The organism is Actinoplanes sp. NPDC020271, from assembly GCF_044388125.1.
Lineage (GTDB): Bacteria > Actinomycetota > Actinomycetes > Mycobacteriales > Micromonosporaceae > Actinoplanes.
On record NZ_JBIRWQ010000034.1, the window covers coordinates 76,993 to 99,323 of the forward strand.

17 protein-coding genes are annotated in these 22,331 nt (G+C 71.9%); 7 read left to right on the forward strand and 10 right to left on the reverse strand.

The window, feature by feature from the left end; all coding sequences use genetic code 11:
• The first annotated feature begins 246 nt into the window (after positions 1 to 246).
• The 3 genes from ACH442_RS42630 (at position 247) to ACH442_RS42640 (ending at position 4,694) form a co-directional block, all read left to right on the forward strand.
• Positions 247 to 936, forward strand: a complete 690-nt coding sequence (locus ACH442_RS42630; RefSeq protein WP_396343858.1) for a hypothetical protein — start codon at positions 247 to 249, stop codon at positions 934 to 936.
• A gap of 345 nt (positions 937 to 1,281) precedes the next feature.
• The gene (ppdK, locus tag ACH442_RS42635) at positions 1,282 to 3,960 is read left to right on the forward strand and encodes a pyruvate, phosphate dikinase (protein ID WP_396343859.1); all 2,679 of its coding nucleotides are present in this window, start codon (positions 1,282 to 1,284) and stop codon (positions 3,958 to 3,960) included.
• A gap of 326 nt (positions 3,961 to 4,286) precedes the next feature.
• Complete coding sequence (locus tag ACH442_RS42640) at positions 4,287 to 4,694, forward strand: VOC family protein (RefSeq protein WP_396343860.1); 408 nt, start codon at positions 4,287 to 4,289, stop codon at positions 4,692 to 4,694.
• Positions 4,695 to 4,747: 53 nt separating this feature from the next.
• Here the strand turns inward: ACH442_RS42640 and ACH442_RS42645 are convergent, their stop codons facing one another.
• Positions 4,748 to 8,467 (reverse strand): helix-turn-helix domain-containing protein, encoded by a 3,720-nt coding sequence (locus ACH442_RS42645; protein ID WP_396343861.1) that lies wholly within the window; start codon positions 8,465 to 8,467, stop codon positions 4,748 to 4,750.
• 432 nt (positions 8,468 to 8,899) lie between these two features.
• On the opposite strand from ACH442_RS42645, the gene ACH442_RS42650 reads away from it, so the two are divergent.
• Positions 8,900 to 9,607 carry a hypothetical protein gene (locus ACH442_RS42650; RefSeq protein WP_396343862.1) on the forward strand — a complete coding sequence of 236 codons (708 nt, stop codon included), beginning with the start codon at positions 8,900 to 8,902 and terminating at the stop codon, positions 9,605 to 9,607.
• Positions 9,608 to 9,808: 201 nt separating this feature from the next.
• Here the strand turns inward: ACH442_RS42650 and recQ are convergent, their stop codons facing one another.
• Genes recQ through ribA form a run of 3 tightly spaced genes read right to left on the reverse strand, consistent with a single transcriptional unit; the run spans position 9,809 to position 14,397 of the window.
• Entirely contained in the window at positions 9,809 to 11,761 is a 1,953-nt protein-coding gene (gene recQ / locus ACH442_RS42655; protein ID WP_396343863.1) for a DNA helicase RecQ, read from the reverse strand.
• A 51-nt stretch (positions 11,762 to 11,812) separates the two neighbouring features.
• Positions 11,813 to 13,714 (reverse strand): SpoIIE family protein phosphatase, encoded by a 1,902-nt coding sequence (locus ACH442_RS42660; protein ID WP_396343864.1) that lies wholly within the window; start codon positions 13,712 to 13,714, stop codon positions 11,813 to 11,815.
• A gap of 41 nt (positions 13,715 to 13,755) precedes the next feature.
• Positions 13,756 to 14,397, reverse strand: coding sequence for a GTP cyclohydrolase II (gene ribA / locus ACH442_RS42665; protein WP_396343865.1), 642 nt, complete (start codon positions 14,395 to 14,397; stop codon positions 13,756 to 13,758).
• A gap of 103 nt (positions 14,398 to 14,500) precedes the next feature.
• Between ribA and ACH442_RS42670 the strand changes: the two genes are divergently transcribed.
• Entirely contained in the window at positions 14,501 to 15,187 is a 687-nt protein-coding gene (locus tag ACH442_RS42670) for a RibD family protein (protein ID WP_396343866.1), read from the forward strand.
• A gap of 149 nt (positions 15,188 to 15,336) precedes the next feature.
• On the opposite strand, the gene ACH442_RS42675 is transcribed toward ACH442_RS42670, so the two are convergent.
• Genes ACH442_RS42675 through ACH442_RS42695 form a run of 5 tightly spaced genes read right to left on the reverse strand, consistent with a single transcriptional unit; the run spans position 15,337 to position 19,709 of the window.
• Positions 15,337 to 16,440: a lysylphosphatidylglycerol synthase transmembrane domain-containing protein gene (locus ACH442_RS42675; protein ID WP_396343867.1), complete on the reverse strand. Its 1,104-nt coding sequence runs from the start codon at positions 16,438 to 16,440 to the stop codon at positions 15,337 to 15,339.
• A 59-nt stretch (positions 16,441 to 16,499) separates the two neighbouring features.
• Positions 16,500 to 17,252 carry a class I SAM-dependent methyltransferase gene (locus ACH442_RS42680; RefSeq protein ID WP_396343868.1) on the reverse strand — a complete coding sequence of 251 codons (753 nt, stop codon included), beginning with the start codon at positions 17,250 to 17,252 and terminating at the stop codon, positions 16,500 to 16,502.
• Positions 17,249 to 18,283, reverse strand: coding sequence for a glycosyltransferase family 4 protein (locus tag ACH442_RS42685; protein WP_396343869.1), 1,035 nt, complete (start codon positions 18,281 to 18,283; stop codon positions 17,249 to 17,251). The genes ACH442_RS42680 and ACH442_RS42685 overlap by 4 nt, the downstream gene beginning before the upstream one ends.
• Positions 18,280 to 18,681: a 6-pyruvoyl trahydropterin synthase family protein gene (locus tag ACH442_RS42690; protein WP_396343870.1), complete on the reverse strand. Its 402-nt coding sequence runs from the start codon at positions 18,679 to 18,681 to the stop codon at positions 18,280 to 18,282. The genes ACH442_RS42685 and ACH442_RS42690 overlap by 4 nt, the downstream gene beginning before the upstream one ends.
• Before the next feature lie 59 nt (positions 18,682 to 18,740).
• A complete protein-coding gene (locus tag ACH442_RS42695; protein WP_396343871.1) occupies positions 18,741 to 19,709 on the reverse strand; it encodes a zinc-binding alcohol dehydrogenase in 969 nt (322 codons plus the stop codon).
• Between the two features lie 80 nt (positions 19,710 to 19,789).
• Here ACH442_RS42695 and ACH442_RS42700 point away from each other — a divergent pair, with 80 nt between their 5' ends.
• Positions 19,790 to 20,566, forward strand: coding sequence for a CDP-alcohol phosphatidyltransferase family protein (locus tag ACH442_RS42700; protein WP_396343872.1), 777 nt, complete (start codon positions 19,790 to 19,792; stop codon positions 20,564 to 20,566).
• Here ACH442_RS42700 and ACH442_RS42705 read toward each other — a convergent pair.
• The gene (locus tag ACH442_RS42705; protein WP_396343873.1) at positions 20,550 to 21,434 is read right to left on the reverse strand and encodes an ABC transporter substrate-binding protein; all 885 of its coding nucleotides are present in this window, start codon (positions 21,432 to 21,434) and stop codon (positions 20,550 to 20,552) included. The two genes, ACH442_RS42700 and ACH442_RS42705, sit on opposite strands and share 17 nt — an antisense overlap.
• Before the next feature lie 122 nt (positions 21,435 to 21,556).
• Between ACH442_RS42705 and ACH442_RS42710 the strand changes: the two genes are divergently transcribed.
• Positions 21,557 to 22,279: an HAAS signaling domain-containing protein gene (locus tag ACH442_RS42710; RefSeq protein WP_396343874.1), complete on the forward strand. Its 723-nt coding sequence runs from the start codon at positions 21,557 to 21,559 to the stop codon at positions 22,277 to 22,279.
• The last annotated feature ends 52 nt before the right edge of the window (positions 22,280 to 22,331 follow it).

The following is a 22,331-nucleotide window of genomic DNA, read 5'->3' on the forward strand; positions in this document are numbered from 1 at the left end:
CGCCTGCCATCACGCTAGCGGTGATCGACCCCGAACGCGACGGGCGGGTTACGGACTGTGGATGACCTCAGCGCCGCGGGAGCGCTGCTGAGCGGCACGCCGCGTGTCGGTGCGGGCCCGGCAACAGCGCGCCGCCATCGGCCGTGCGCCCGGTTTTTCACAGCCCTGGGTGGGCGCAGGATGACGCCGCGTCGATGCTGTGGACAAGCTTTTCGCCGACGGCCGGAAGTCTGTCAAGATGGCCCGATGCTCGTGACCGCCAGACCCTCCCGGGTTGCCGTCGCCGCCGCGTTCGCCCTGCTCGCGGTGGCCGGCTGCAGCTCGGACGACGACAAGCCGGATGCCGGCCGGATCGACGTGACCACCATGCGCGGCGCGTTCCTGCAGGCCGCCGAGATCGGTCCGACCTGGACCGCGCCCGAGACCAGCGCCGACCCGCAGCAGATGGTCAGTTTCTGCGGCGGCACCACGCCCGCCCCGGCCCTGCCGCCCGGCGCCGACACGGTCGTCTCGTCCTTCGCCGACGAGGGGGAGAAGGGCGCGCAGACGCTGGAGCAGCTCGCCTTGGTCTACCCGGACGAGAAAGCGGCCAAGGCGGGGCAGTCGCTGCTGCGTGCGGTCGGTGACGGTTGCGCGCCGACGGTCTCCGTCCCGGCGACGGTGACCTCCGACAAGTCCGAGCCGGCCTATACCGAGACGGTCGAGGTGCGCGACCTCGACGAGGGCGGCTGGTCCGGGTTCGTGCTGGTTCGTCACAAGAGCTACGAGAAGACGCACCCGGGCACCGCGGATACCGCCGTCGCCGTCGTGACCTCGCGAAACGTGGTGCTTGTGGACACCTATGCGATCTACCAGCTGGACAAGTCCGACCCTGCGACCGGCTTCGAGGCCGACTGGAAGAAGCTGGTCGGCTCGGTCGTCCAGCGGGTGGGATAGACAGCCGGTCAAGGTTGGTCTAATGTTCGCGGTGCGCCGTTGCGAGTTCTTCCCCCGTGGAATTCGCAGCGGCGTCTTACTTTGTCCGGTGACCACACCCGGACGTCGCCCGGTGACCACACCCGGCGCACGCCGAACCGAGCTCGATGATCGTCTGCGGACCGTCACGGCATCCCTCCGTGCGCGTAACTGCTCGGAGAGAGCGCGATCCGAACACGCGTCCACGAACCGGTGTGGAAAAAGCCACCGGACTGTTAACTATTCACCACACCGGCGCTTAGCCTTACGAATCCCGGGGCACTGAACGAGTTCAGCCGCGGATTCTTAGGCGGAGGTGGGTGCGGCATGAAGTTCGTCTACGACTTCCATGAAGGCAACAAGGACCTCAAAGACCTGCTGGGTGGCAAGGGCGCCAATCTCGCGGAGATGACGAACCTCGGCCTCCCCGTCCCTCCCGGATTCACGATCACCAGCCAGGCCTGTCAGGAGTACCTGCGCCACGGCACGCACGTCGAGGGCCTGGCCGGGGAGATCGACGCGCATCTGGCCACGCTGGAGCGGGCGATGGGCCGCAAACTCGGCGACGCGCAGGACCCGCTGCTGGTCTCGGTGCGGTCCGGGGCGAAATTCTCGATGCCGGGCATGATGGAGACCGTCCTCAACGTGGGGCTCAACGACGAGTCGGTGGCCGGGCTGTCCCGGCAGGCGGGTGGCAACGACCGCTTCGCCTGGGACTCGTACCGCCGGCTCATCCAGATGTTCGGCAAGACCGTGTGCGACGTGCCGGGCGGCGAGTTCGAGGACGCGCTGCACGAGGCGAAGACGGCCAAGGGTGTCCCCGACGACGTCCAACTGGACGCGGACGACCTGAAAGCGCTGGTCACGGCGTACAAAAAAGTGTTCGTGAAACACACCGGCCATGACTTCCCGCAGGACCCGAGGGAGCAGCTCGACCTCGCCATCGACGCGGTGTTCCGGTCGTGGAACGCGGATCGCGCCGTTCTCTACCGCCGTCAGGAGCGCATCCCGGCCGACCTCGGCACCGCGGTCAACGTGGTCGCGATGGTCTTCGGCAACCTGGGCAACGACTCCGGCACCGGGGTCGCGTTCACGCGCGACCCGGCCAGCGGTGAGCAGGGCATCTACGGCGATTATCTGGCCAACGCGCAGGGCGAGGACGTGGTCGCCGGCATCCGCAACACGCTCGCCCTGGCCGAGCTGGAGAAACTGGACAGGCGCAGCTACGACGAGCTGCTGCGGATCATGGCGACGCTCGAGGGGCACTACCGCGACCTGTGCGACATCGAGTTCACGATCGAGCGCGGCAAACTGTGGATGTTGCAGACCCGGGTCGGTAAACGTACCGCGGCCGCCGCCTTCCGGATCGCCGCGCAACTCGTCGACGAGGGCATGATCGACCTGGACGAGGCGCTGACCCGGGTCACCGGCGCGCAGCTCGGCCAGCTGATGTTCCCGCGCTTCGACCTGTCCGGCGACCCGAGCCCGATCACGCGCGGCGTCGGCGCCTCACCCGGCGCGGCGTACGGCGAAGTGGTTTTCACCTCGCGACGCGCGATCGAGGTGGCAGCCGAGGGGAAGCCGGTCATCCTGGTCCGCCGCGAGACCAACCCGGACGACCTGCCCGGCATGATCGCGGCCAACGGCATCCTGACCAGCCGCGGCGGCAAGACGTCGCACGCCGCGGTGGTGGCTCGCGGCATGGGCAAGACCTGCGTCTGCGGCGCCGACGAGGTCTCGGTCAGCGCATCGTCGTTCTCGGTCGGCGACACGACCGTCAACGAGGGCGACGTCATCTCGATCGACGGCACCACCGGCCGCGTCTACCTCGGCGCGGTGCCGGTGCGCCCAAGCGAGGTGGTGCAGTACTTCGAGGGCGACCTCGACCCCGCCCAGGCCAACGATCCGCTGGTCGAGGCCGTGCACCGGATCATCTCGCACGCCGACGCCAAACGCCGCCTCACCGTGCGCACCAACGCGGACACCGGGACCGACGCGGCCCGCGCCCGGCGCTTCGGCGCGCAGGGCATCGGCCTCTGCCGGACCGAGCACATGTTCCTCGGCGACCGCCGCGAGCTGGTCGAACGCCTGATCCTGGCGCGCACCGAGACGGATCGCAACGACGCGCTGGCCGCCCTGCAACCGCTGCAGCGGGCCGACTTCCTGGACATCCTGCGCGAGATGAACGGCCTGCCGGTCACCATCCGGCTCATCGACCCGCCGCTGCACGAGTTCCTGCCGTCCCTGGAGGAACTCGCGGTCAAGGTCGCGGTCGCCCACGAGCTGGGCCGGCCCGTCGAGCAGGACGAGCAGATGCTCGCCGCGGTCCGCCGGATGCACGAGCAGAACCCGATGCTGGGCCTGCGCGGCGTCCGCCTCGGCCTGGTCATTCCCGGACTTTTCGCGATGCAGGTGCGGGCCATCGCGGAGGCCGCGGTCGCGCTCGCGGCGGAAGGCGGGAACCCGCGTCCGGAGATCATGGTGCCGCTGGTCGGTGCCGTGCAGGAGCTGGAGACGGTCCGCGCCGAGGCCGAGAAGATCATCGCGTCGACCGTGGCCGGCTCGGGAGTGCAGATCCTCATCGGCACGATGATCGAGGTGCCGCGGGCCGCGCTGACCGCCGGGCAGATCGCCGAGGCCGCCGAGTTCTTCTCCTTCGGCACCAACGACCTGACCCAGATGGGCTGGGGTTTCTCCCGCGACGACGTCGAAGGCGCGTTCTTCTGGCGCTACCTCGAACTCGGGATCTTCGGCATCAGCCCGTTCGAGTCGATCGACACCGAGGGCGTCGGCCGCCTCGTGAGGATCGCCGCGGAGGAGGGCCGCGCCACCCGGCCCGGCCTCAAACTGGGTGTCTGCGGAGAGCACGGCGGCGACCCGGACTCGGTGCACTTCTTCCACGAGGTCGGGCTGGACTACGTTTCCTGCTCGCCGTTCCGGGTGCCGATCGCCCGCCTCGAAGCGGGTCGTGCGGCGGTCGAATCGGAAGGATCCGACCACCGCTGACCGTTCGGACCAGGCCGGGATCCCCGCCGCATCAACGGCACCCACCATGCCGGCGGAGATCCCGGCCGCTTCGCTGCCCGATGAAGATCAAAAGCTTCGGGTCCCCTCTCCGCTGTGGTCCCGCTTCGCCGCTCCCGCGGGGACCCTTCCGGTCCGAGCAGGGCGCGGGGCGCCCAGGACGCTCGGACCGCAAGGGCGACGTCCGTGGCCGGGCGCGGTTACCCAGCAGAACCCCGTCCGGGTACGGCTGCGTCGATCCCTCGGAAAATGTCAGGGGCCGGGTCTAACGTCCCGGAGGACAGCGTTCGACGGCAAGGGAGCGTGTGATGACGTCCCGACTCAATCCGTACCTGACGTTCAACGGCAACGCCCGTGAGGCCGTGGAGTTCTACCGGTCCGTTTTCGGCGGCGAGCTCCAGGTCACCACGTTCGGCGAGTTCGGCACACCGGACGAGTCGATCAAGGACAAGGTGATGCACGCGAGGCTGGAGACCCCGCAGGGCTACACGCTGATGGCCGCCGACCTCGCGCCCGGCATGACGTTCACCCCGGGCAACACCAACACGGTCAGCATCAGCGGCGACGCCGGTGACAACCTGCGCGGCTTCTGGGACAGGCTGGCCGACGGCGGCACCGTCCACGTGCCGTTCGAGAAGCAGATGTGGGGTGACGAGTTCGGCCAGCTGGTCGACCGGTTCGGCATCCCGTGGATGGTCAACGTGGTCAACCGGTAAGCGGCCGGTGTCCGGGCAGGCGTCGCGCAGGCCTGCCCGGGGTCCGGCCGCGTTCAGGGGCACGTCTTCCGGTAGGCGGCGCCGGGGACGTACTGTGCCCACTCCACCGCGGTCATCGCGTCACCACCACCCGCGCACAGGGCGGCGATCACCCGGCCCTCGTCGGTGTCCCAGAAGGTCACCGTCCCGGACGAGCCGGTCGCCGCGAGCGTCGCCCCGTCCGGGAGGTAGGCGATGGCGTATGTCTTCCCGCCCGGGTCGGCCGCGTGCAACGTGCCGGTGGCCGGCGACGCCACCCCGGTCCCGAGCCGCCACGTCCACACCGATCCGTCCCCGCCGGAGGCCGCCAGCTCCTTCCCGTAGGGCCGGAACGCCAGGCTGAACACGTAGTGCGTCGGCCCGGTCAGCGGCTTGCCGAAGGCCCGCGGCGGCGCCCCTGCAGCCAGGTCCCACATCCGGATGGTGTCGTCCGCGCCACCCGCGGCCAGGGTTCGCGAATCCGGCGAGAAGGCCACCGACCAGGCATAGTTGCCGAACCCGCCGACCGGCGGCAGTACTTCGGGCGCGGCCGGGTCACGGATGTCCCAGAGGTGCACGAGCCGGTCCACGCCGGCCGCCGCCAGGTAGTGACCGTCGGGGCTGAACGCCACGTTCGCGCTCAGCCCGCCCGCGTCCAGCGCGGCGAGCGTGCGCGGCGCGTCCGGCCGCGACACGTCCCACAGGTGCACCCGGTTGTCGTCGCCCGCGGCCGCGACCATCGTCCCGTCCGCGCTGAACTGCAGCGATTCCACCAGCTCGGTCGCCCCGGTCAGCTCGGTCCGCCCGTTCAGCAGAACGGTCCCGCCCCGGTTCGCGGTGACCACGGACTGCCCGTCGGGCGAGATCGCCACCGAGCCCGCCGACGGCCCGAAGCCGGCCGGGTTGGCACTCCAGGGCAGTCGCGCCGGCCCGGCGACGGACCAGAGCTGCACGTGCCCGGCCGGTCCGGACGAGGCGACCGCGAGCCGCGTCCCGGCCCGGTCCACGCCCAGCCCGAAGAGCGCCCCCGCCCCCGCGTTGATCAGCCGCCGCCGGGCCGGGAAACCCCGGACCACCCCGTCGGCCGCGGCCACGTGCAGCACCGCGCCGTCGGGGGAGTAGCCGATCGAGGTGATCTGCGCCGCGCTGGCGATGGTGTCGAGCCGCTCCCCGCTGTCCGCCTCGAAGACGGCGAGCGTATTGTTCGACCCGCCCACCGCCACGAGCTGCCCGCCCGGCTGGTAGGCGGCCGCGTTCACCCACGAACTGAACCCGGTCTCCAGCCGCCTGCGCACGCCCCGGGTCGTGGTGTCCACGATGGTGGCCGTGCCGTCCTTGGCCCCGGCCAGCAACCCATCGCTCCCCGGCGACCACGCGATCGAGGTCACCGCGGCACCGCTGAGCGGGATCGTGGCCGGTGCCGCGTCGAGCCGCCCGGCCGCCCGGATCTGCACCGATCCGGTCGCCCCGGCCACGGCCAGCGACTGACCGTCCGGGCTGTACGCGACCGCCTGCACCACGTCCCGCCCACCGCTGATCGGCACCGGAACCGGCGTACGCCAGTCCGTGGCCCGCCACGCCCGCAGCGACGGCTCACCACCCCCGGCGACCAGCCGGGTCCCGCCCGGGTCGAAGGCCAGCGACTCGACGGCCTGCCCGAAACCGCCCGGCGCCTCCCCGAGTGTCACGGGCCGGGCCGGGTCCCGTACGTCCCAGAGCCGCACCCGCCCGTCCTCGCCGCCGACCGCGAGCGTCCGCCCGTCCGGGCTGAACGCCAGCGCGAACACCACCTTCCCGGTGACCTCGGCGGGCACCACCCCGAGTCGGGTCCCGGGCCGGTCGCCCGCGTACCGGTACAGCCCCACGCTGCCGTCCCCGGCACTGCTCACCGCCATGATCGTCCCGCCCGGGTCGACGCGCAGCACGGTCGGCCCGGACGTGCCGACGAGCCGGTGCACGACCCCGGCCGCGGTCGCGTCGAGCAGCGCCGACCGCGCGTCGACGGTCGGCGAGATCCGGTACGCGGCCAGCGCCAGCTGCTCGGCGAGCGCCGGGTCGACGTCCCGGGCCCGCGCCGACTCGATCGCCACCTGCCGGGACAGCGCCTCGTCGCGCGCCTGGTCGGCCGCTTTCCGCTGGTCGGCGGCGATCGAGCTGGCCTCGAACGCGTACCCGGTCAACCCGATCGCCACCAGCACGAGCGCCATCAGCGCGGCGACGAGCCGGCGCAGCACCCGGACCCGGCGGCGGGCGTCGCGGTGTTCGAGGTCGCGGGTGGCCACGCTGCGGTCCAGCAGGTCGCGTTCGGCGTCGTTCATGGCGGCGCGGTGGTCCGGGTCACGGGCCCACTCGGCCACCTGGACCAGCAGGTTCCCGCGCAGCAGGCTCTGCCCGTCGTCGCGCCAGTCCTCGACGGCCCGGGTCAGGCGCCGGTGCACCAGCAGCCCGGCGGCGTCCGCGGTGATCCACTCGGCGAGCCGGGGCCACGCGGTGAGCAACGCGTCGTGGCTGATCCCCAGGTGCTGCTCGTGCGCGGTGATCAGCCGCCGGGCGACGAACCGCTCGATCACCGGGGCCATCGCGTCCCGCCCGGCCGGCAGTTCGTCCAGGGTGATCCGGCGCTTCGTGGTGATCACGTCCTCGTCGACGGTGACCAGCCGGAGGAACAGGCGGCGGGCGAGTTCCTGCTCGGGGACGCTCAGATCGGCGTACGCCAGTTCGGCGCTCTTCTGCACCGCGCCCCCGAGCCCACCGGCCTCCCGGTAGTGCCGCAGCGTCAGCCGTCCCCGGTCGCGTCGTTCCCAGGCGGCCAGCAGCGCGTGCGAGAGCAGCGGCAACGCGTTGCGGGCGGGGCGCACGTCGGCCAGCGCCACCTCGACCAGCGCTTCGTCGACCGGCAGTCCGCAGGCCGCGGCCGGGTCGACGATCGCCGAGCGCAACTGGCTCTCGGTCAGCGGCGGCACCACCATCTGCCAGGACTGCAGGGCCGGGACGAGCACCGGGTCGGTGGCCGCGTCGGCGAAGAAGTCGGCCCGGATCCCGGCCAGGATCAGCGTCTCCGGGCCGAGCGCGGTCAGCGCGGCGACGAACTCGGAGGCCTGCGCGGCGGCGACGGTGTAGAGCTCCTCGAACTGGTCCACGATCAGCAGCCGGGGTCCGGTCAGCCCGGCCAGGGCCCGGCCGAGGGCACCGACCGGGTCCGCGCCCGGCACCATGACCGCCACCGGGCACCGCTCGGCGTCGAGCACGGCCGGCACCACCCCGGCCCGCAGCAGCGACGACTTGCCCGAGCCGGACGCGCCGACGAGGAAGAGCAGCCGCAGGTCAGGGCCGTCGGCGCGGAGTTCGGCGAGCCGGTCGAGGACCGCGCCGACGAACTGTTCGCGTCCGAAGAAGAGCCCGGCGTCCTCCGGCCCGAACGGCCGCAACCCGCGGTACGGCGGCCCGTCCACCCCGCGCCGCCCCTGCCGCCCGTCCGTCCGGGACCGGACCCGGAGCAGCGCGTCCTCCCAGGCCTTCAGCCCGCCGCGGGGGACGCCGCACGCGAGGAGCAACGCGCGGAACTGGTCGAGCTGCGCCGGCCCGGGCAGATGCGTGGCCTTGACGTAGCCGCCGACCGTGGCGGCCGGCACCTTCGACCGGACGGCCAGCGCCCGCACGGTCAGCCCGGCACGCTGCCGCAACGTGGTCAGCGCGGCACCGAGATCCTCGCGGGTCTCCACCTGCTCCGGTCCGATCTCGACGCGATCCACCATGTGCCGGCCCCCTTGCCGCCAGAGAAGGTGACCCGACCCTAGGGGGCAAATCCATGCACGGGCATCGCTCCAACGGGGGAGCACCCCTCATCGTCCTGTCCGGACATTCGACCAGAACCCGATGCGGGGGTACGACCGAAGCTCCGCCCCCGCCACTGTGCACGAGTCATCGGGCGGTCAAGCCGGTCCGGGCACCCGCCGCACGGCTTTGCCGCCATCGAGTCGTGCGGCGGGGCGTCCCCGTGCCCGTGAGCGTAGGGCGACCGCGGCGGCCGTGGACCCGCCGCCGCTTTCTCCGGACAACCTCGGACATGAGTCCTGTTCAGACCCCGTCCGAGGTTGTCCGGAAACGTTCACGACAGCGGCGCCGGCCGCCCCGCGGCTCCTACGGTGGCCTTCGCCGAACCGGATCTCCTGGAAGTGGTGGTCCACGTGAACGACCTGGCGGCCGCGGCCCTCGCGGCCCTCACGCCCTACCTGCCACTCACGCTGCCCGGCTCGCCGGCCGAGATCGCGGCCGACGTCCTCCAGCAGCTGATCGAGAAGGCCTTCGCCGAGATCGGTGCGGAGCCGCTGTGGGCGGCCTACGCCCGTCACCCGTCGAACCCGGCCGCGGTCGAACCGATGCTCGCCGCGGCCCTGCACGCCAACCCGGCCCTGGCGGCCCAGATCGAAGGAGCAGTACGCACCGTGGAGGACAACTCGACCAACCAGACCGACCTGAGCAACATCTCGGCGAACGGCCCGGTCGCCGGCCGCGACAACGCGATCGACAGCCACAACACCACGGGCAGTCACAACACGCAGAACCGGAACAGCCACAACAGCAAGACCAGCCTCGGCGGCCCGATCGCGATCCTCGCCGTCGTGATCGTGGCCCTCGTCGCGATCTTCTTCGTCGGCCGGGCCGTCCTCGGCAAGATCACCGACAGTCTGACCTTGGACAAGGACTCCAGCTGCTCGAAGTTCCTCGATGCCGGACAGGAGCAGGAACTCACCGCGATGCGCAAGGTCGGCGTCGAACTGGGCGTCCGCGGCATCGGCAGCCCGCTCGCCCTCCCGGCCATCACCTACGAGTGCAGCGGCCATCCCGACGAAACCCTCGGCCAGGCCATCGCCAAGTACAAGAACTCCTTCTGATCCCCGCCCCGACCCGGCCGTTTCCATCCCTGAGCGCCGGCCGCCCGGCAACGGCCGGCGCTCAGTGCTGTTTCTGCTGCCGTGCGGCACCCCGGACGGCCGGCGCTCAGTGCTGTTTCGGTGGCCCCGAAGCACCCCTGAGCGCCGGCCGGCCGGCGTGCGTCGCGGGCTGAGCGCAACCCCGGGCGGGCTCGCGGGCGGCTACTCGTCGTAGAAGTCGGTGGGCTCGACGAGGTCGACCAGATCGGGGGTGTCCGGGTCGCGGGTGTCCGGGTCGGCGGCGGCGGGATCTTCGCCTCGGACCACGGCCAGGACGTCTTCGCCGAACTTGGTGAGCTTGCTCTGGCCGACGCCGCTGACCGTGCCGAGCTGGTCCAGCGACGACGGCTCCAACGTGGCGATCGCCCGCAGCGTCTTGTCGTGGAAGATCACGTAGGGCGGGATGGCCTGGGCCTTGGCGATCGCCGCCCGCCACGCCCGCAACCGCTCGAACAGCGGTTCCGCCGACGCCGGGAAGTCCGCCGCGTCGACGGCCGCCGTCTTCGGAGAGCCAGCGCCGGACGAGCCGGAGGACCGTGACGAGGAGCGCCGCTGGGCCGTCTCCCGCCGCATCATCAGCGTCACCTCGCCGCGCAGCACGGAGCCGCTGCGCTCGGTGAGGACCAGCGTCCCGTACTCACCCTCGACCGCCAGGTAACCCCCGGCGAGCAGTTGCCGGACCACCCCGCGCCATTCCGCCTCGCGCAGGTCGGCACCGATGCCGAAAACGGTCAGCTGGTCGTGGCGGAACTGGGACACCTTGTCGGTGCGTTTGCCGAGCAGGATGTCGATGGACTGCCCGGCGCCGAACTTCTGGTTCCGCTCCTTCTGCAAGCGGAAGACCGTGGACAGCAGTTTCTGCGCGGGCACGGTCCCGTCCCAGGATTCCGGCGGGGTCAGGCAGGTGTCACAGTTCCCGCAGGTCTCGGCGGACGCGGCCTGATCGAAATAGGCCAGGAGCTGCCCCCGCCGGCACGACACCGTCTCGCACAGGGCGAGCATCGCGTCGAGGTGCCGGTTGGCGTTGCGCCGGAAGTTGAGGTCACCCTCCGAGTTGTCGATCATCTTGCGCAGCTGGACGACGTCCTGCAGCCCGTACGACAACCAGGCCGTCGACGGCAGCCCGTCCCGCCCGGCGCGGCCCGTCTCCTGGTAGTACCCCTCCACCGATTTGGGCAGGTCGAGGTGGGCCACGAACCGGACGTCGGGTTTGTCGATCCCCATCCCGAACGCGATCGTCGCGACCATGACCAGCCCTTCCTCACGGAGGAAGCGGGCCTGGTTCCGCGCGCGGGTCCGCGCGTCGAGCCCGGCGTGGTACGGCAACGCGGGGATCCCGTTCGCCGTCAGGTATTCCGCGTGTTTCTCGACCGACGCGCGGGACAGGCAGTAGACGATGCCGGCGTCGCCGGGATGTTCGGTGCGCAGCAGGTCGAGCAGCTGCTTCTTCGGGTCGTTCTTCGGCACGATCCGGTATTGGATGTTGGGCCGGTCGAAGCTGGCGGTGAAGTGCCGCGCGTCGTCGAGCTGCAGCCGGCTCGCGATCTCGCCGCGGGTGGCGGTGGTCGCGGTGGCGGTCAGCGCGATGCGCGGCACGTCGGGCCAGCGCTCGTGCAGCATCGACAGGGCCAGGTAGTCCGGCCGGAAGTCGTGGCCCCACTGCGACACGCAGTGCGCCTCGTCGATGGCGAACAGCGAGATCGTGCCCCGGTCGAGCAGCCGCTGGACCGCGGGCGTGCCGAGGCCTTCGGGCGCGACGTAGAGCAGGTCGAGCTCGCCGCCGGCGAACTCGGCCTCGACCAGCCGCCGCTCCTCGAAGTCCTGCGTCGAGTTGAGGAAGCCGGCCCGGACGCCGAGGGTGCGCAGCGCGTCCACCTGGTCCTGCATGAGGGCGATCAGCGGGGAGATCACCACGCCGGTGCCGGGGCGGACCAGGGCCGGGATCTGATAGCACAGCGACTTGCCGCCGCCGGTCGGCATCAGCACGAGCGCGTCGCCGCCGCCGATGACGTGCTCGACGATCTCGCGCTGCTGACCGCGGAACTCCGGGTAGCCGAAGACGCGGTTGAGCGCGTCGACGGCGTCGGACACTGGGATCGGGGGAGCGGAAGTCACCCCGCGATAGTAGTGAGGAGAACCGGTCGCCTGCCCAGCCCTGTGGACGGCCTAAGGGGTGACAGGCAGCCCGACCAGGTCGAGGATCTGCCGTGCGGGGCTACCGGGGGACGCGATCAGCATCAGGGCCGCCTTCTGCTCGTGGTGCTGCTCACCGATCTGGTAGAGCGCGGACACCCCGGCGCTGGCCAGATGGGTGACGCCGGTCAGGTCGACCGTCATCGGCACGGTACCGCCCCGGCTGCGGCGCAGCAGTTCCAGCAGCATCGGCTGGGCGGTGGTGGCGTCCACCGGCCCGGAGACCGCGACCCGGGCCTCGTGGTCGCCGGGCAGTTCCGCGATCGTCATGTCGGGCCGGTCCGGCGGGGCCACCGGGGCGTCGTCGAAGCTGGCCAGCAGTCGCGCCGGCCGGCTCAGTGGCTGCCGGATCGTCGCCACGGTCCCGTTCGCGCCCGGTTCCACCCGCAGGCTTTCCACCAGCTGACCGGTGAGCGCCAGGCCACGACCACGGACCGGCTGCCGCTCCGGTGTGCGCCACCCGCCGTGATCGGTGACGGTGGCCTCGACCCGGCCGGAGGGCGTGAGCACGACGCGTACGGAAATCGGGTCCTGGGTCGAGGAGTGCTCGATGGCGTTGGTCGCCAGCTCGCCCAGGGCGTGCTGGATCGCGAAGACGTCGTGGTCACCGGCACCGGCGGTGTGCAGCCAGGAGGCCAGCCGGACACGGGCGCCACGCAGCACCGCCGGGTCAGGCGGAAGATCGAGGACCATTTCCGGTACGTCGGCAACCCGTTGCGCCGCGAGCAGCGTGATGTCGTCGGCATGCCCGCCGGCCCGCACCAGCAGTTCGATGGTCTGCGCGCAGACCCGTTCGGCCGGGGTCGACGAGGGATCGTGCAGTGCCCGTCCCGCGGCCGCGTCCGCGGCGACCCGGGCCAGTTCGTCCGCGGCCGACCCGGCGAGCGGCCGTTCCAGGATCCCGTCGCTGTACAGAAGTAGCAGGTCACCGGGCTCCAACCGGTCGTGCCGCGCGGCGAACGCGCTCCCGGTCCCCAGCGGCCCCGCCCCGGTCACCGGCAGGAACCGCGTGGTCCCGTCGGCGTGCACCACGAGCGGTGGCGGATGCCCGGCCGTGCAGTACGTCAACTCCCCGTTCGCCGGGTCGAGGTCGGCCAGGCACACGGTCGTCGCGTGCGCGGCCCGCACCCGCGTCGCGAACCGGTCCACGGCGGCGAGCGCGTCAGCCGGGGCCGAGCCCGAGTCGAGGCGTTCCTGGAGCACCGCGCGGAGCTGGCCCATCACGCCGGAGGCGGTGATGCCGTGCCCGACGACGTCGCCGACGACCAGGGTGACCCGCCCGTCGGGCCGGGTCACCGCGTCGAACCAGTCCCCGCCGGCCGCGGTGTCGGCGTCGGCGAGCAGGTAACTCCCGGCCACCTGGAGGCCGGGCAGCACGGGCAGGCCGGTCGGGAGCAGTTCCCGCTGCAGCTCGGTGATCACGTCCCGGGTCTGCTCGTAGCGGCGGCGCAGCTGGGCCGCGTCGGCCTCGGCCGCCTGCCTGGTCCGGACCATGTCGGTGACCTCGAAGGCGGCGCCGATCACGCCGCGCAGCGACCCGTCGGGCCGGCGCCACGGCATGATCGTGAAGGTCACGAAGATCTCGTGCACCGAACCGTCGGGCTGGTCCAGGTGCACCCGCCACTGCCGCCCGGCGACGGTCTCGCCGGTGCGGTAGACCTCGTGGAACACGTCGAGGAACTGCTGGCCGGCCAGGTCGCCGAGCACTTCCCGGCACGGGCGGCCGATCACCTCCCGGCCGGGGAGCACGGCCCGGGTGGCCGCGTTCGCGCCGACCGTCAGCAGCTCCGGCCCCTCGAAGAGGATGACGATGAACGGCAGTTGATCGACCGCGGTCACCAGGGCGTCCAGATCGCCCGCTTCCGGAATGTCCACGCAGACATCGTGCCGGAAACCGGGCGTTCGGGAACCAGGCGTCACTCGGCCAGGGGCAGCTCGATCGTGTGTGAGGTGTGCGACGCCTTGGCCCGCAGATAGCGGACATTGGCCGCGGAAACGTGCACACCGGTCGGGATCTGCTGCGTCACTTCGATGCCGAGCTTGTCGAGCTGGATCGCCTTGTCCGGGTTGTTGCTCAGCAGCCGGATCCGGTCGGCGCCGACCGCGAGCAGCATCTGCGCCGCCGCGCTGTAGTCGCGCTCGTCCTCGCCGCGGCCCAGCGCCACGTTCGCCTCGTACGTGTCCAGCCCGTCGTCCTGCAGCGCGTACGCGTCGAGCTTGGCGTAAAGGCCGATGCCCCGGCCCTCCTGACGCAGGTAGAGCAGGAAGCCGCCCTGCTCGGTGATCCGCTCGGCGGCCTCGCGCAACTGCGGCCCGCAGTCGCAGCGCTGGCTGCCGAAGACGTCGCCGGTCAGGCACTCGCTGTGCGGCCGGACGAGCGGCGCCCGCCCACCGGCGGCCGACTTGGTCAGCGCCCGCCGCCAGTCGCCCAGGCCGAGCAGGAGGTGCTCACGCTCGTCGGTCAGGCCGTCGAACGTCATCACCTGCGCGGTCGTGACGTAACCGTCGGAAAACCGCAGCGGCACGGTCACCTGCCGTCGGACGGTGGCCTTCAACATCGGTCCTCCCCATTGTGACTCCGGTGGCAGAAATCGACTCCGCCGGGCAGAAGCTGTGCCCGGAGATCGGCTGCCGCACACCGCGGATTATCGTGGACGCACGATGGCTGAGCGTCCGTACACCTTGTTGAGTTGTGGGATGTCGATCGACGGTTATCTCGACGACACCACCGAGGAGCGTCTGCTCCTCTCCAATGACGCGGATTTCGACCGGGTCGACGAGGTGCGCGCGACCTGCGACGCCATCCTGGTCGGCGCGGCGACGATCCGCCAGGACAATCCTCGCCTGCTGGTCCGCTCGGAGCGGCGCCGCGCGGCCCGGGTGGCTCGCGGTGAGCCGGCCAACCCGGTGAAGGTGACCGTCACCAGCCGCGGCGACCTGGACCCGACGGCGTCGTTCTTCACCGCCGGCGAGTCGGACAAGCTCGTCTACTGCGCCACCCCGGCGGTCGCGCAGGCCCGCGAGCAGCTCGGCGCGGTGGCCACGGTCGTCGACGGCGGCGACCCGGTCGACGTGCACCTGGTCTCGGCCGACCTGGCCGCGCGCGGCGTGCGGCGGCTGATGGTCGAGGGCGGTGGCACCATGCACACCCAGTTCCTCACCCGGGATCTGGCGGACGAGTTGCAGCTGGTCGTCGCGCCGTTCTTCGTCGGTGACTCGCGGGCGCCGCGGTTCGTGCACGACGGCACGTTCCCGGCCGGCCCGAAGAACCGCGCCACGCTGGCCGAGGTCCGCCAGATCGGCGACGTGGTCCTGCTCCGCTACGCCCTCTCCGACCGCTGTGTCTGACTGCCTCGCCTCCGCTCGGCGGCATGGTGCCCCCAGCGGCCGAGGCCGAGAGGCGCGAGAACGACCACCCTTCGCTCGTCGTTTCCCGGCCTCTCGACCTCGACGGGCACAATGCGCCGCTGGTTGAGGCTCGACAGGCACCTCGTGGCTCAAGCGGTGGCCCCGCTCGAGCTGTACGCCGGTCGCCGCACCGCGGTCCGCCGGATCGGCACCGGGATCGGCGCGGCCGAGTTCACGACCACCGCGGGGGAGACCGGCGCGGTGACCCGCACCCGGAAGTCGGGCTGCTCGGCCTGAACGGCGACGGGCGTCAGGACCGGGCGGCGCATCTTCTTCGCGGCGCGCACCGCGACCACGATCGCGCCCGGGGCCGCCGCGACGAACGCGCAGATCCCGTACGCCACCGCGATCGTCACCCCCTGCTCGGCGCTGAGCCCGGCCGCGCCGAACGCCCACGCCATCACGCCCTCGCGCGGTCCCCAGCCGCCCACGTTCAGCGGGATGCCCATCGCGAGCAGCGCCAGCAGCAGCATCGGGGCCAGGGTCAGGAACGACGCGCCGTTGCCGGCCACCCGCGCCGCCACGATGAACGTCGCCAGGTGACCGATCAGCACCATCGCCGAGGCGAACAGCACGCCCGGCCAGTTGCGCCGGGCCAGCAGCCCGGAGCGGATCTCGGCGGCACCGGTCCGGGCAGCGCCGGCCAGCTTCGAGCCGCTCTGCCGGACCCGCCGAGCGATGCCCAGGACCAGCAGCGCCGCCATCGCGGCCACCGCCGCGACCATGGCGATCGCCCTGCCGTTCTCGGAGATCAAGGTCAGGACCGGCGACGGTACGGAGATCAGCACCGCCCCGCCCACCACGACCAGCACGATCTGCCCGGCCGTGCGTTCCAGCACCACGGCCCGGACGCCGCGCCCCACGTCGCCTTCCTCGCGCCCGTGCGACACGGCCCGCCCGACGTCGCCGAGGACCCCGCCGGGCAGTGCCGCGTTGAGGAACAGGGCCTGGTAGTAGTCGGCGGTCGCGTCCTTCAGCGACAGCCGCATACCCAGGCCGCGGGCGACCAGGCACCAGCGCCAGGCGCTGAGCACCGTGGTCACCACGCCGATCCCGAAGGCCAGCGCCAGGGTGCCACCGTCGAGCACCCGCAGCCCGTCCAGGAACGCGCCGGTGCCGAGTCGCCACAGCACCAGCGCGATGATGGCCGCGCCACCCAGCAGGCGGGCCCATGCCCAGAACGATCGGCTCACTTTGCCTGTCCCCTCGTCGATCCCTCAGGGACTAGTACGCCCGACCGCCGCGCCTCGGTTCAGTCGAAGATCGCTAAAACATCCTGGTGCCCGACGGAAACCTCGGGAAGGTTCGCCGTCCGGGCCGCGAGATAGTCATCGAACTGCAGGTCAGGGCGCTGATCGGTCGCCGCACCGACCCAGCCGCGTAACCACTGCGCGGTCAGTTCCGGTCGCTGTGACCCGAGTCGCCACGCGCTCTCCCGGACGATGACGCGTGCCCCGGCCTTCTCGAACGCGGCCGCCGCGTAGCCGGGGGCGTCCGGCCCGAGCTTGGCGTCGCGGCGCTGATGCGCGTTGAACGCCTCCTGCACCTCGGCGTCGCGCGGGTCCTCCGGGGTGAACCGGACCACCCCGGTCACCGAGAGCGTGAACAGCGCGTTCGTCCGGGCCTGGGCGCACACCTCGACCAGCCGGTCGATCTGCGGCGCGGTCAGCAGGTCCAGCAGCGCCGAGCAGGTGACCAGGTCGGCGCCGGCCAGGTCGTCCCGGGTCAGCGCGGTCACGTCCCGCTCGTCGATCGCCACGTTGACGCCGTCCGGCATCCGGTCGGCGGCGATCTCCAGCAGGTCGTGGTCACGGTCGGTGAGGATCCAGAGCTGGGGGACCGGCAGCCTCGGCGCCAGCCACCGCCCGAGCGAGCCGGTGCCGCAGCCCAGGTCCCGGATCACCTTCGTCGGGGTCGGCAGCAGCCCGACGAGTTCCAGGGAGCGGGCGTCGGCGTCGGCGGGCTCGCGCAGGCCCAGCCAGTCGGCGCTGAATTCTCCGGTCATCGACTTCCTTTCTCGATTTTTCCAAGGATCTCAGTCAGCCGGCGGGCCGTCTCGTCCCAGCCGGTCAGAGTTTCGCGGCGGGCCAGTGCTCGGTCACGCCACCGGCGGCGCAGATCAGCGTCGGTCAGCCAGGCGCGCAGGGTCGCTGCCAGCGCCTCAGGATCCTCAGGAGCCACAAGCTTTCCCGGTACGCCGTCAGCCACCGTCCCCACCGCCTCGGGGACGCCTCCGACCTCGGTCGCGACGACCGGCAGCGCGTGTGCGAGCGCCTCCGTGATCACCATCCCGTAGGTCTCGGCACGCGACGGCAGCACGAAAAGATCCGCATTCGCGTAGGCCGCTTCGAGTTCTGCCCCGGCCAGTGGCCCGGCGAATCGGATCCGCCGGTTATCGGCGATCAACGGCGTGCCCGAGCCGGCGAACGTGCACTCCCAGTCCAGGTCGGTCAGCCGGGTCAGTGCGTCCAGCAGCACGTCCTGCCCCTTCCGGTGGGTCAGCGACGCCACGCAGAGCAGCCGCTGCCCGGTCGGCGAGGGAACCGCGGGGGTTGCCCGGTCGACCCCCGGCGGCGCGACGTGCACCTCGGCGAGGTCGTGCATCGCCGCGACGTGGGCCGCGGCCTGCGTGCTGGTCGCGATCACGCCCGTGGCCAGGTGCAGGGTCCGGCGTTCGAGACCGCGCAGCTCAGCGGCCTCGGCCGCGGACAGTCCGGTCTCGTCGCTGAGCGGCAGGTGCACCAGGACGATCAGGCGCAGCCGGCCGGCGTGCGGCTCGAGGACCTCCGGCACTCCGGCGGCGACCAGGCCGTCGAGCAGCACCGTCGCGCCGTCGGGGAACCCGCCGAGAACGCGGGACAGGTGATCACGGTCGGACCCGGCGGGGCGGGGCCACGCGCCGGGCGCGGCTACCTCCCGTACCGGAAGATCGGGGGTGAGGTGGTTGAGGACCTCGCGGTCGTAGCGATTGCCGCCGCTGGGTGCTGCCGGGTCGTCGACACCCTCCGGCAGCACCACGTGGAGCGGGAAGCTCACCGCAGCGTTCGCTCGTAGCTCGCCCAGGCGATGTGCGACTCGTGCAGGGTGACCTGGATGCCGGTCAGGCCGGCCGCGCCCGGGCCCAGTTCACCCGCGCCGATCCGGACGGCGAGCCGGTCCGCGATCACCTTCGCCAGGAACTCGGTCGACGTGTTGATCCCGGAGAACTCCGGGTCGTCGTCGAGGTTGCGGTAGCTCAGGCTGCCGCAGATGGTCTTCAACTGCTCACTGGCGAGCCCGATGTCGACGACGATGTTGTCATCGTCCAGCTCCGGGCGGCGGAAGGTGGCGTCCACCAGGAACGTGGCGCCGTGCAGCCGCTGGGCCGGTCCGAAGACCTCGCCGGAGAAGCTGTGCGCGATCATGATGTGGTCGCGGACGGTGACGCTGAACAAGGGTTTCTCCTCGGCTCGCTGAATCTTCTTGGCTACCACGGTTACCCGGCCCTTAAAGATCAATTCCCGTCCGGGTAGTCGATCACATGGCACAGCGCCGGGAGGCTGCCGTCGGCGAGCCGGGGCATGATCCCGGGCAGCTCGTCGAAGCGCGAACGACCGGTGAGCAGCGCGTCGAAACGGTCGTCCCGCAGCAGTTCCAGTGCCAGTCGCAGGCGCTCGGCGTAGGTCCGGCCGCGCTGCGGGAGGATGCCGCCCACCTGGCTGCTGCGGATGGTCAGTCGCCGGGAGTGGAAGTTCTCGCCGAGCAGCAGCGGGACGGGGCGATCGCCGTACCAGCTGAGCTCGACGACCGTGCCCTCGGTGCGGAGCAGCTCCAGGGAACGGGCCAGGCCGGCCGGGTTCGCGCTGGCGTGGATGACCAGGTCGCGGTCCTCCGTCGCGTCCTCGGGCCGGGCGAAGTCGATCCTCAGCGCCTCGGCGACGGCTTTCTTCGCGGGGTCGGCATCGACCAGCTGAACGTCGGCGGCGGGGAAGGCGGCCAGGATCGCGGCGACCGACGAGCCGACCATGCCGGCGCCGACGACCGTGATCCGGTCACCCACCTGGGGGTTCGCGTCCCAGACGGCGTTGACTGCGGTTTCCACCGTGCCGGTCAGGACGGCTCGCGCCGCGGGAACGCCGTCGGGGACGACAGTCACGCTGTCCTTCGGCACGACATATCGGGTCTGGTGCGGGTAGAGGGCGAATACCGTCTTCCCCGTCAGGTCGCCCTGTTCCACCACGCCGACGTTCAGGTAGCCGTACTTCACCGGCGCCGGGAAGTCGCCCGCCTGGAACGGCGCCCGCATCGAGGCCCACTGGTTCTCCGGCACCCGCCCCTGGAACACCAGCGTCTCCGTGCCCCGGCTCACCCCGGAGTGCAGCGTGCGCACCAGCACCTCGCCGGGACCGGGCTCCGGCACCGATTCGGGGCGTAACTCGCCCGATCCGGGGGAACTGACCCAAAAGGCCCTCTCGTCGAACACGTACCAACTCCTCTGAACCGAAAGTCCTCAACAAGCGTGTGAGTGGAGGACAGCGCGGTTAGACCCTAAGTCCAGGAGGCATGGTGACCATCACTACCGCCACGACGACCCCGTCCCGAGCCCCGTTCGCCGGGTTCGCGGCCCAGCTGGCGCTCATTGCGCTGCTGGCCGGGACTGCGGGACTCACGCTGAGCGGTGGGATCGCCGGGATCGCGTACGGCGTGGTCCTCTGCGGCCTGCTCGGCACCGCCCTCGACCGGGCCGGGATGACGTTCCTCGGCTGGGCGAACCTGGTCACTTTCAGTCGCGCGATCCTCACCGGTGGTGTGACCGCCCTGGTCACCAGCTCGATCCTGGGACACGAGATCCCGGTCTGGCTGCTGGTGACGATCGCCACAGTGGCGCTCGCCATGGACGGTGTCGACGGCCAGGTGGCCCGGCGCACCGGAACGACCTCCGAGCTCGGCGCGCGCTTCGACATGGAGGTCGACGCGTTCCTGATCCTGGTGCTCAGCCTCTACGCCGCGGTGTCCTACGGCTGGTGGGCGATCGCCATCGGCGCGTTCCGCTACGCGTTCGTCGCCGCCTCCTGGGCGCTGCCCTGGCTGAACGCCGCGCTGCCGCCCCGGTTCTCCCGCAAGGTCGTCGCCGCCCAGCAGGGCGTGCTGCTCGCCGTCGTCGCCACCGGACTGCTGCCGGCCTGGGTCGCCGTCGCCACACTGGCCGTCGCGCTCGGCTCGCTGACCTGGTCCTTCGGCCGCGACATCCGCTGGCTCCACAAGGCGTCGCAGGTCCGCGAGGCGGCGCGCACCCGCTGGTCCGCCCGCCCGATGACGCTGGTCACCGGACGCGTCTGATCGTTCCCGGACGCGCTTCGGGCACGACCTCCGGGTGCAGGATCGCCGCGATCGCCTCGACCCCGTCGATCAGCCGCGGCCCCGGGCGGACCACCAGCCCGTCCCCGTCGATCGCCCACACCTGCGCCCCCGGGAAGTGCGGCAGCACCGCCTCGGCCTGCCGCACCGCACCGTCCAGGTGATACCCGCACGGAGTGACCAGCACGACGTCCGGCTTGGGTGCGGCCAGCTCGGCCCAGGACACCTGCACCGACCGCCGCCCGGGCCGCGCCGCGACCGCCTCACCACCGGCGGCGGCGACCAGATCCGGAACCCAGTGCCCGCCCGTGAACGGCGGATCCACCCACTCCACGATGGCCACTTTCGGTCGCGGCCGTTCCGCTATCGACTCCTGCACCGTGGCCAGCCGCCGTTGCGCCTCCGCGACCAGGTCCAGACCCCTTTCCCGTACGCCCACGGCCGCCCCCACCTCGACGAACGTGTCCAGCACGTCGGCCAGGGTGTGCGGGTCCAGGCTCAGCACCTCGGCCCGGCAGCCCAGATGGGACAACGCGTCGTCCACATGGCCGGACGGCAGCGCACACACCCGGCACAGATCCTGCGTGAGGATCAGATCGGGAGCGAGGCCGGCCAGCGCGTCGGCGTGCAGCGTGTAGAGGTCGCCGCCGGCCACCATCTGCGTACGCACGTAGTCGTCGATCTCGCCGGGAGTCATCTCCCGCGTGTCGCGACCGCCGACCACCACCGTCTTCTCGGAACGGGCGGCGGCCGGCTCGTCACACTCGAACGTCACCCCGACCAGGTCGTCACCGAGCCCCAGGGCATAGACGATCTCAGTCGCGGACGGCAGCAGCGAAACCAGGCGCATACCCCGACCATAGGCCGAAAGTCTGATACGGACGCCACGGAATACAACCCTGGTCCGATGCGCGCGATACCTGGCCGGGTCGATGCTGAACGGCATCGCAGACTCGTGAAGGGGGACCCGAGATGCCCATCGCGCCGCTCACCGGAACACCCGGCTCGCCGACCGATCCGACCGCCCCGCTCGTCCCGCCGGCCGAACCCACGGCCCGGCTCACCGCGGCGCCCGCGCCCACCTCGGCCATGCCGCTCGCCGGGCCTGGCGCGGGTCTCTCGCACGGCGACACCCTGGTGCTGGACTATCTGGCCGAGCTCTGGGCGGCGAGCGACGACCTGCCGCCCGACCTGCGCGACGAACTCATGCGCACCGTCACCGACTACGTGGCCGCCCGCCGCGAGCCCGGCGCCGACCCCGGCCCGGTGCTGAGCCGGTTAGGGCCCCCGGCGCAGCTGGCCGCGGCCACCCGCCGCGGCTACCTCCCGGTGCACCTGCGCCTGCCCGCCCCCGCGCCGGCCCCGCCACCGGAACCCCGGGTCGCCGTCGTCGGCGGCGGAGCGGAATCCGCGGCGCTCGCCCTGCTGATCGGCGGGACGTTCCTGATGCCGGTGGTCAGCCCGGCCGCCGGGATGCTGATCGCGACCGGCTCCTCCCGCTGGACCCCGGCCCAGAAAGCGGCCGGCTGGGTCCTGACCGCCGGCTCGGCCGCGGCCGCCTTCCTGGCCGTTCTGGTCCTGGCGGGCCTGGACGTCCCGGCCGGCCCGGTCCTGATCTTCGGCTACCTGGCCGCGTGCGCGGGCTCGGTCGTGGCCGGCCTGGCCCTGCTGGCCGGCATGCGCGCCCGGGCATAGGCCGTGCCCGAGCCGATCACCGGAGTGTTCGGCTCGCGGTGACCGGCTGGTG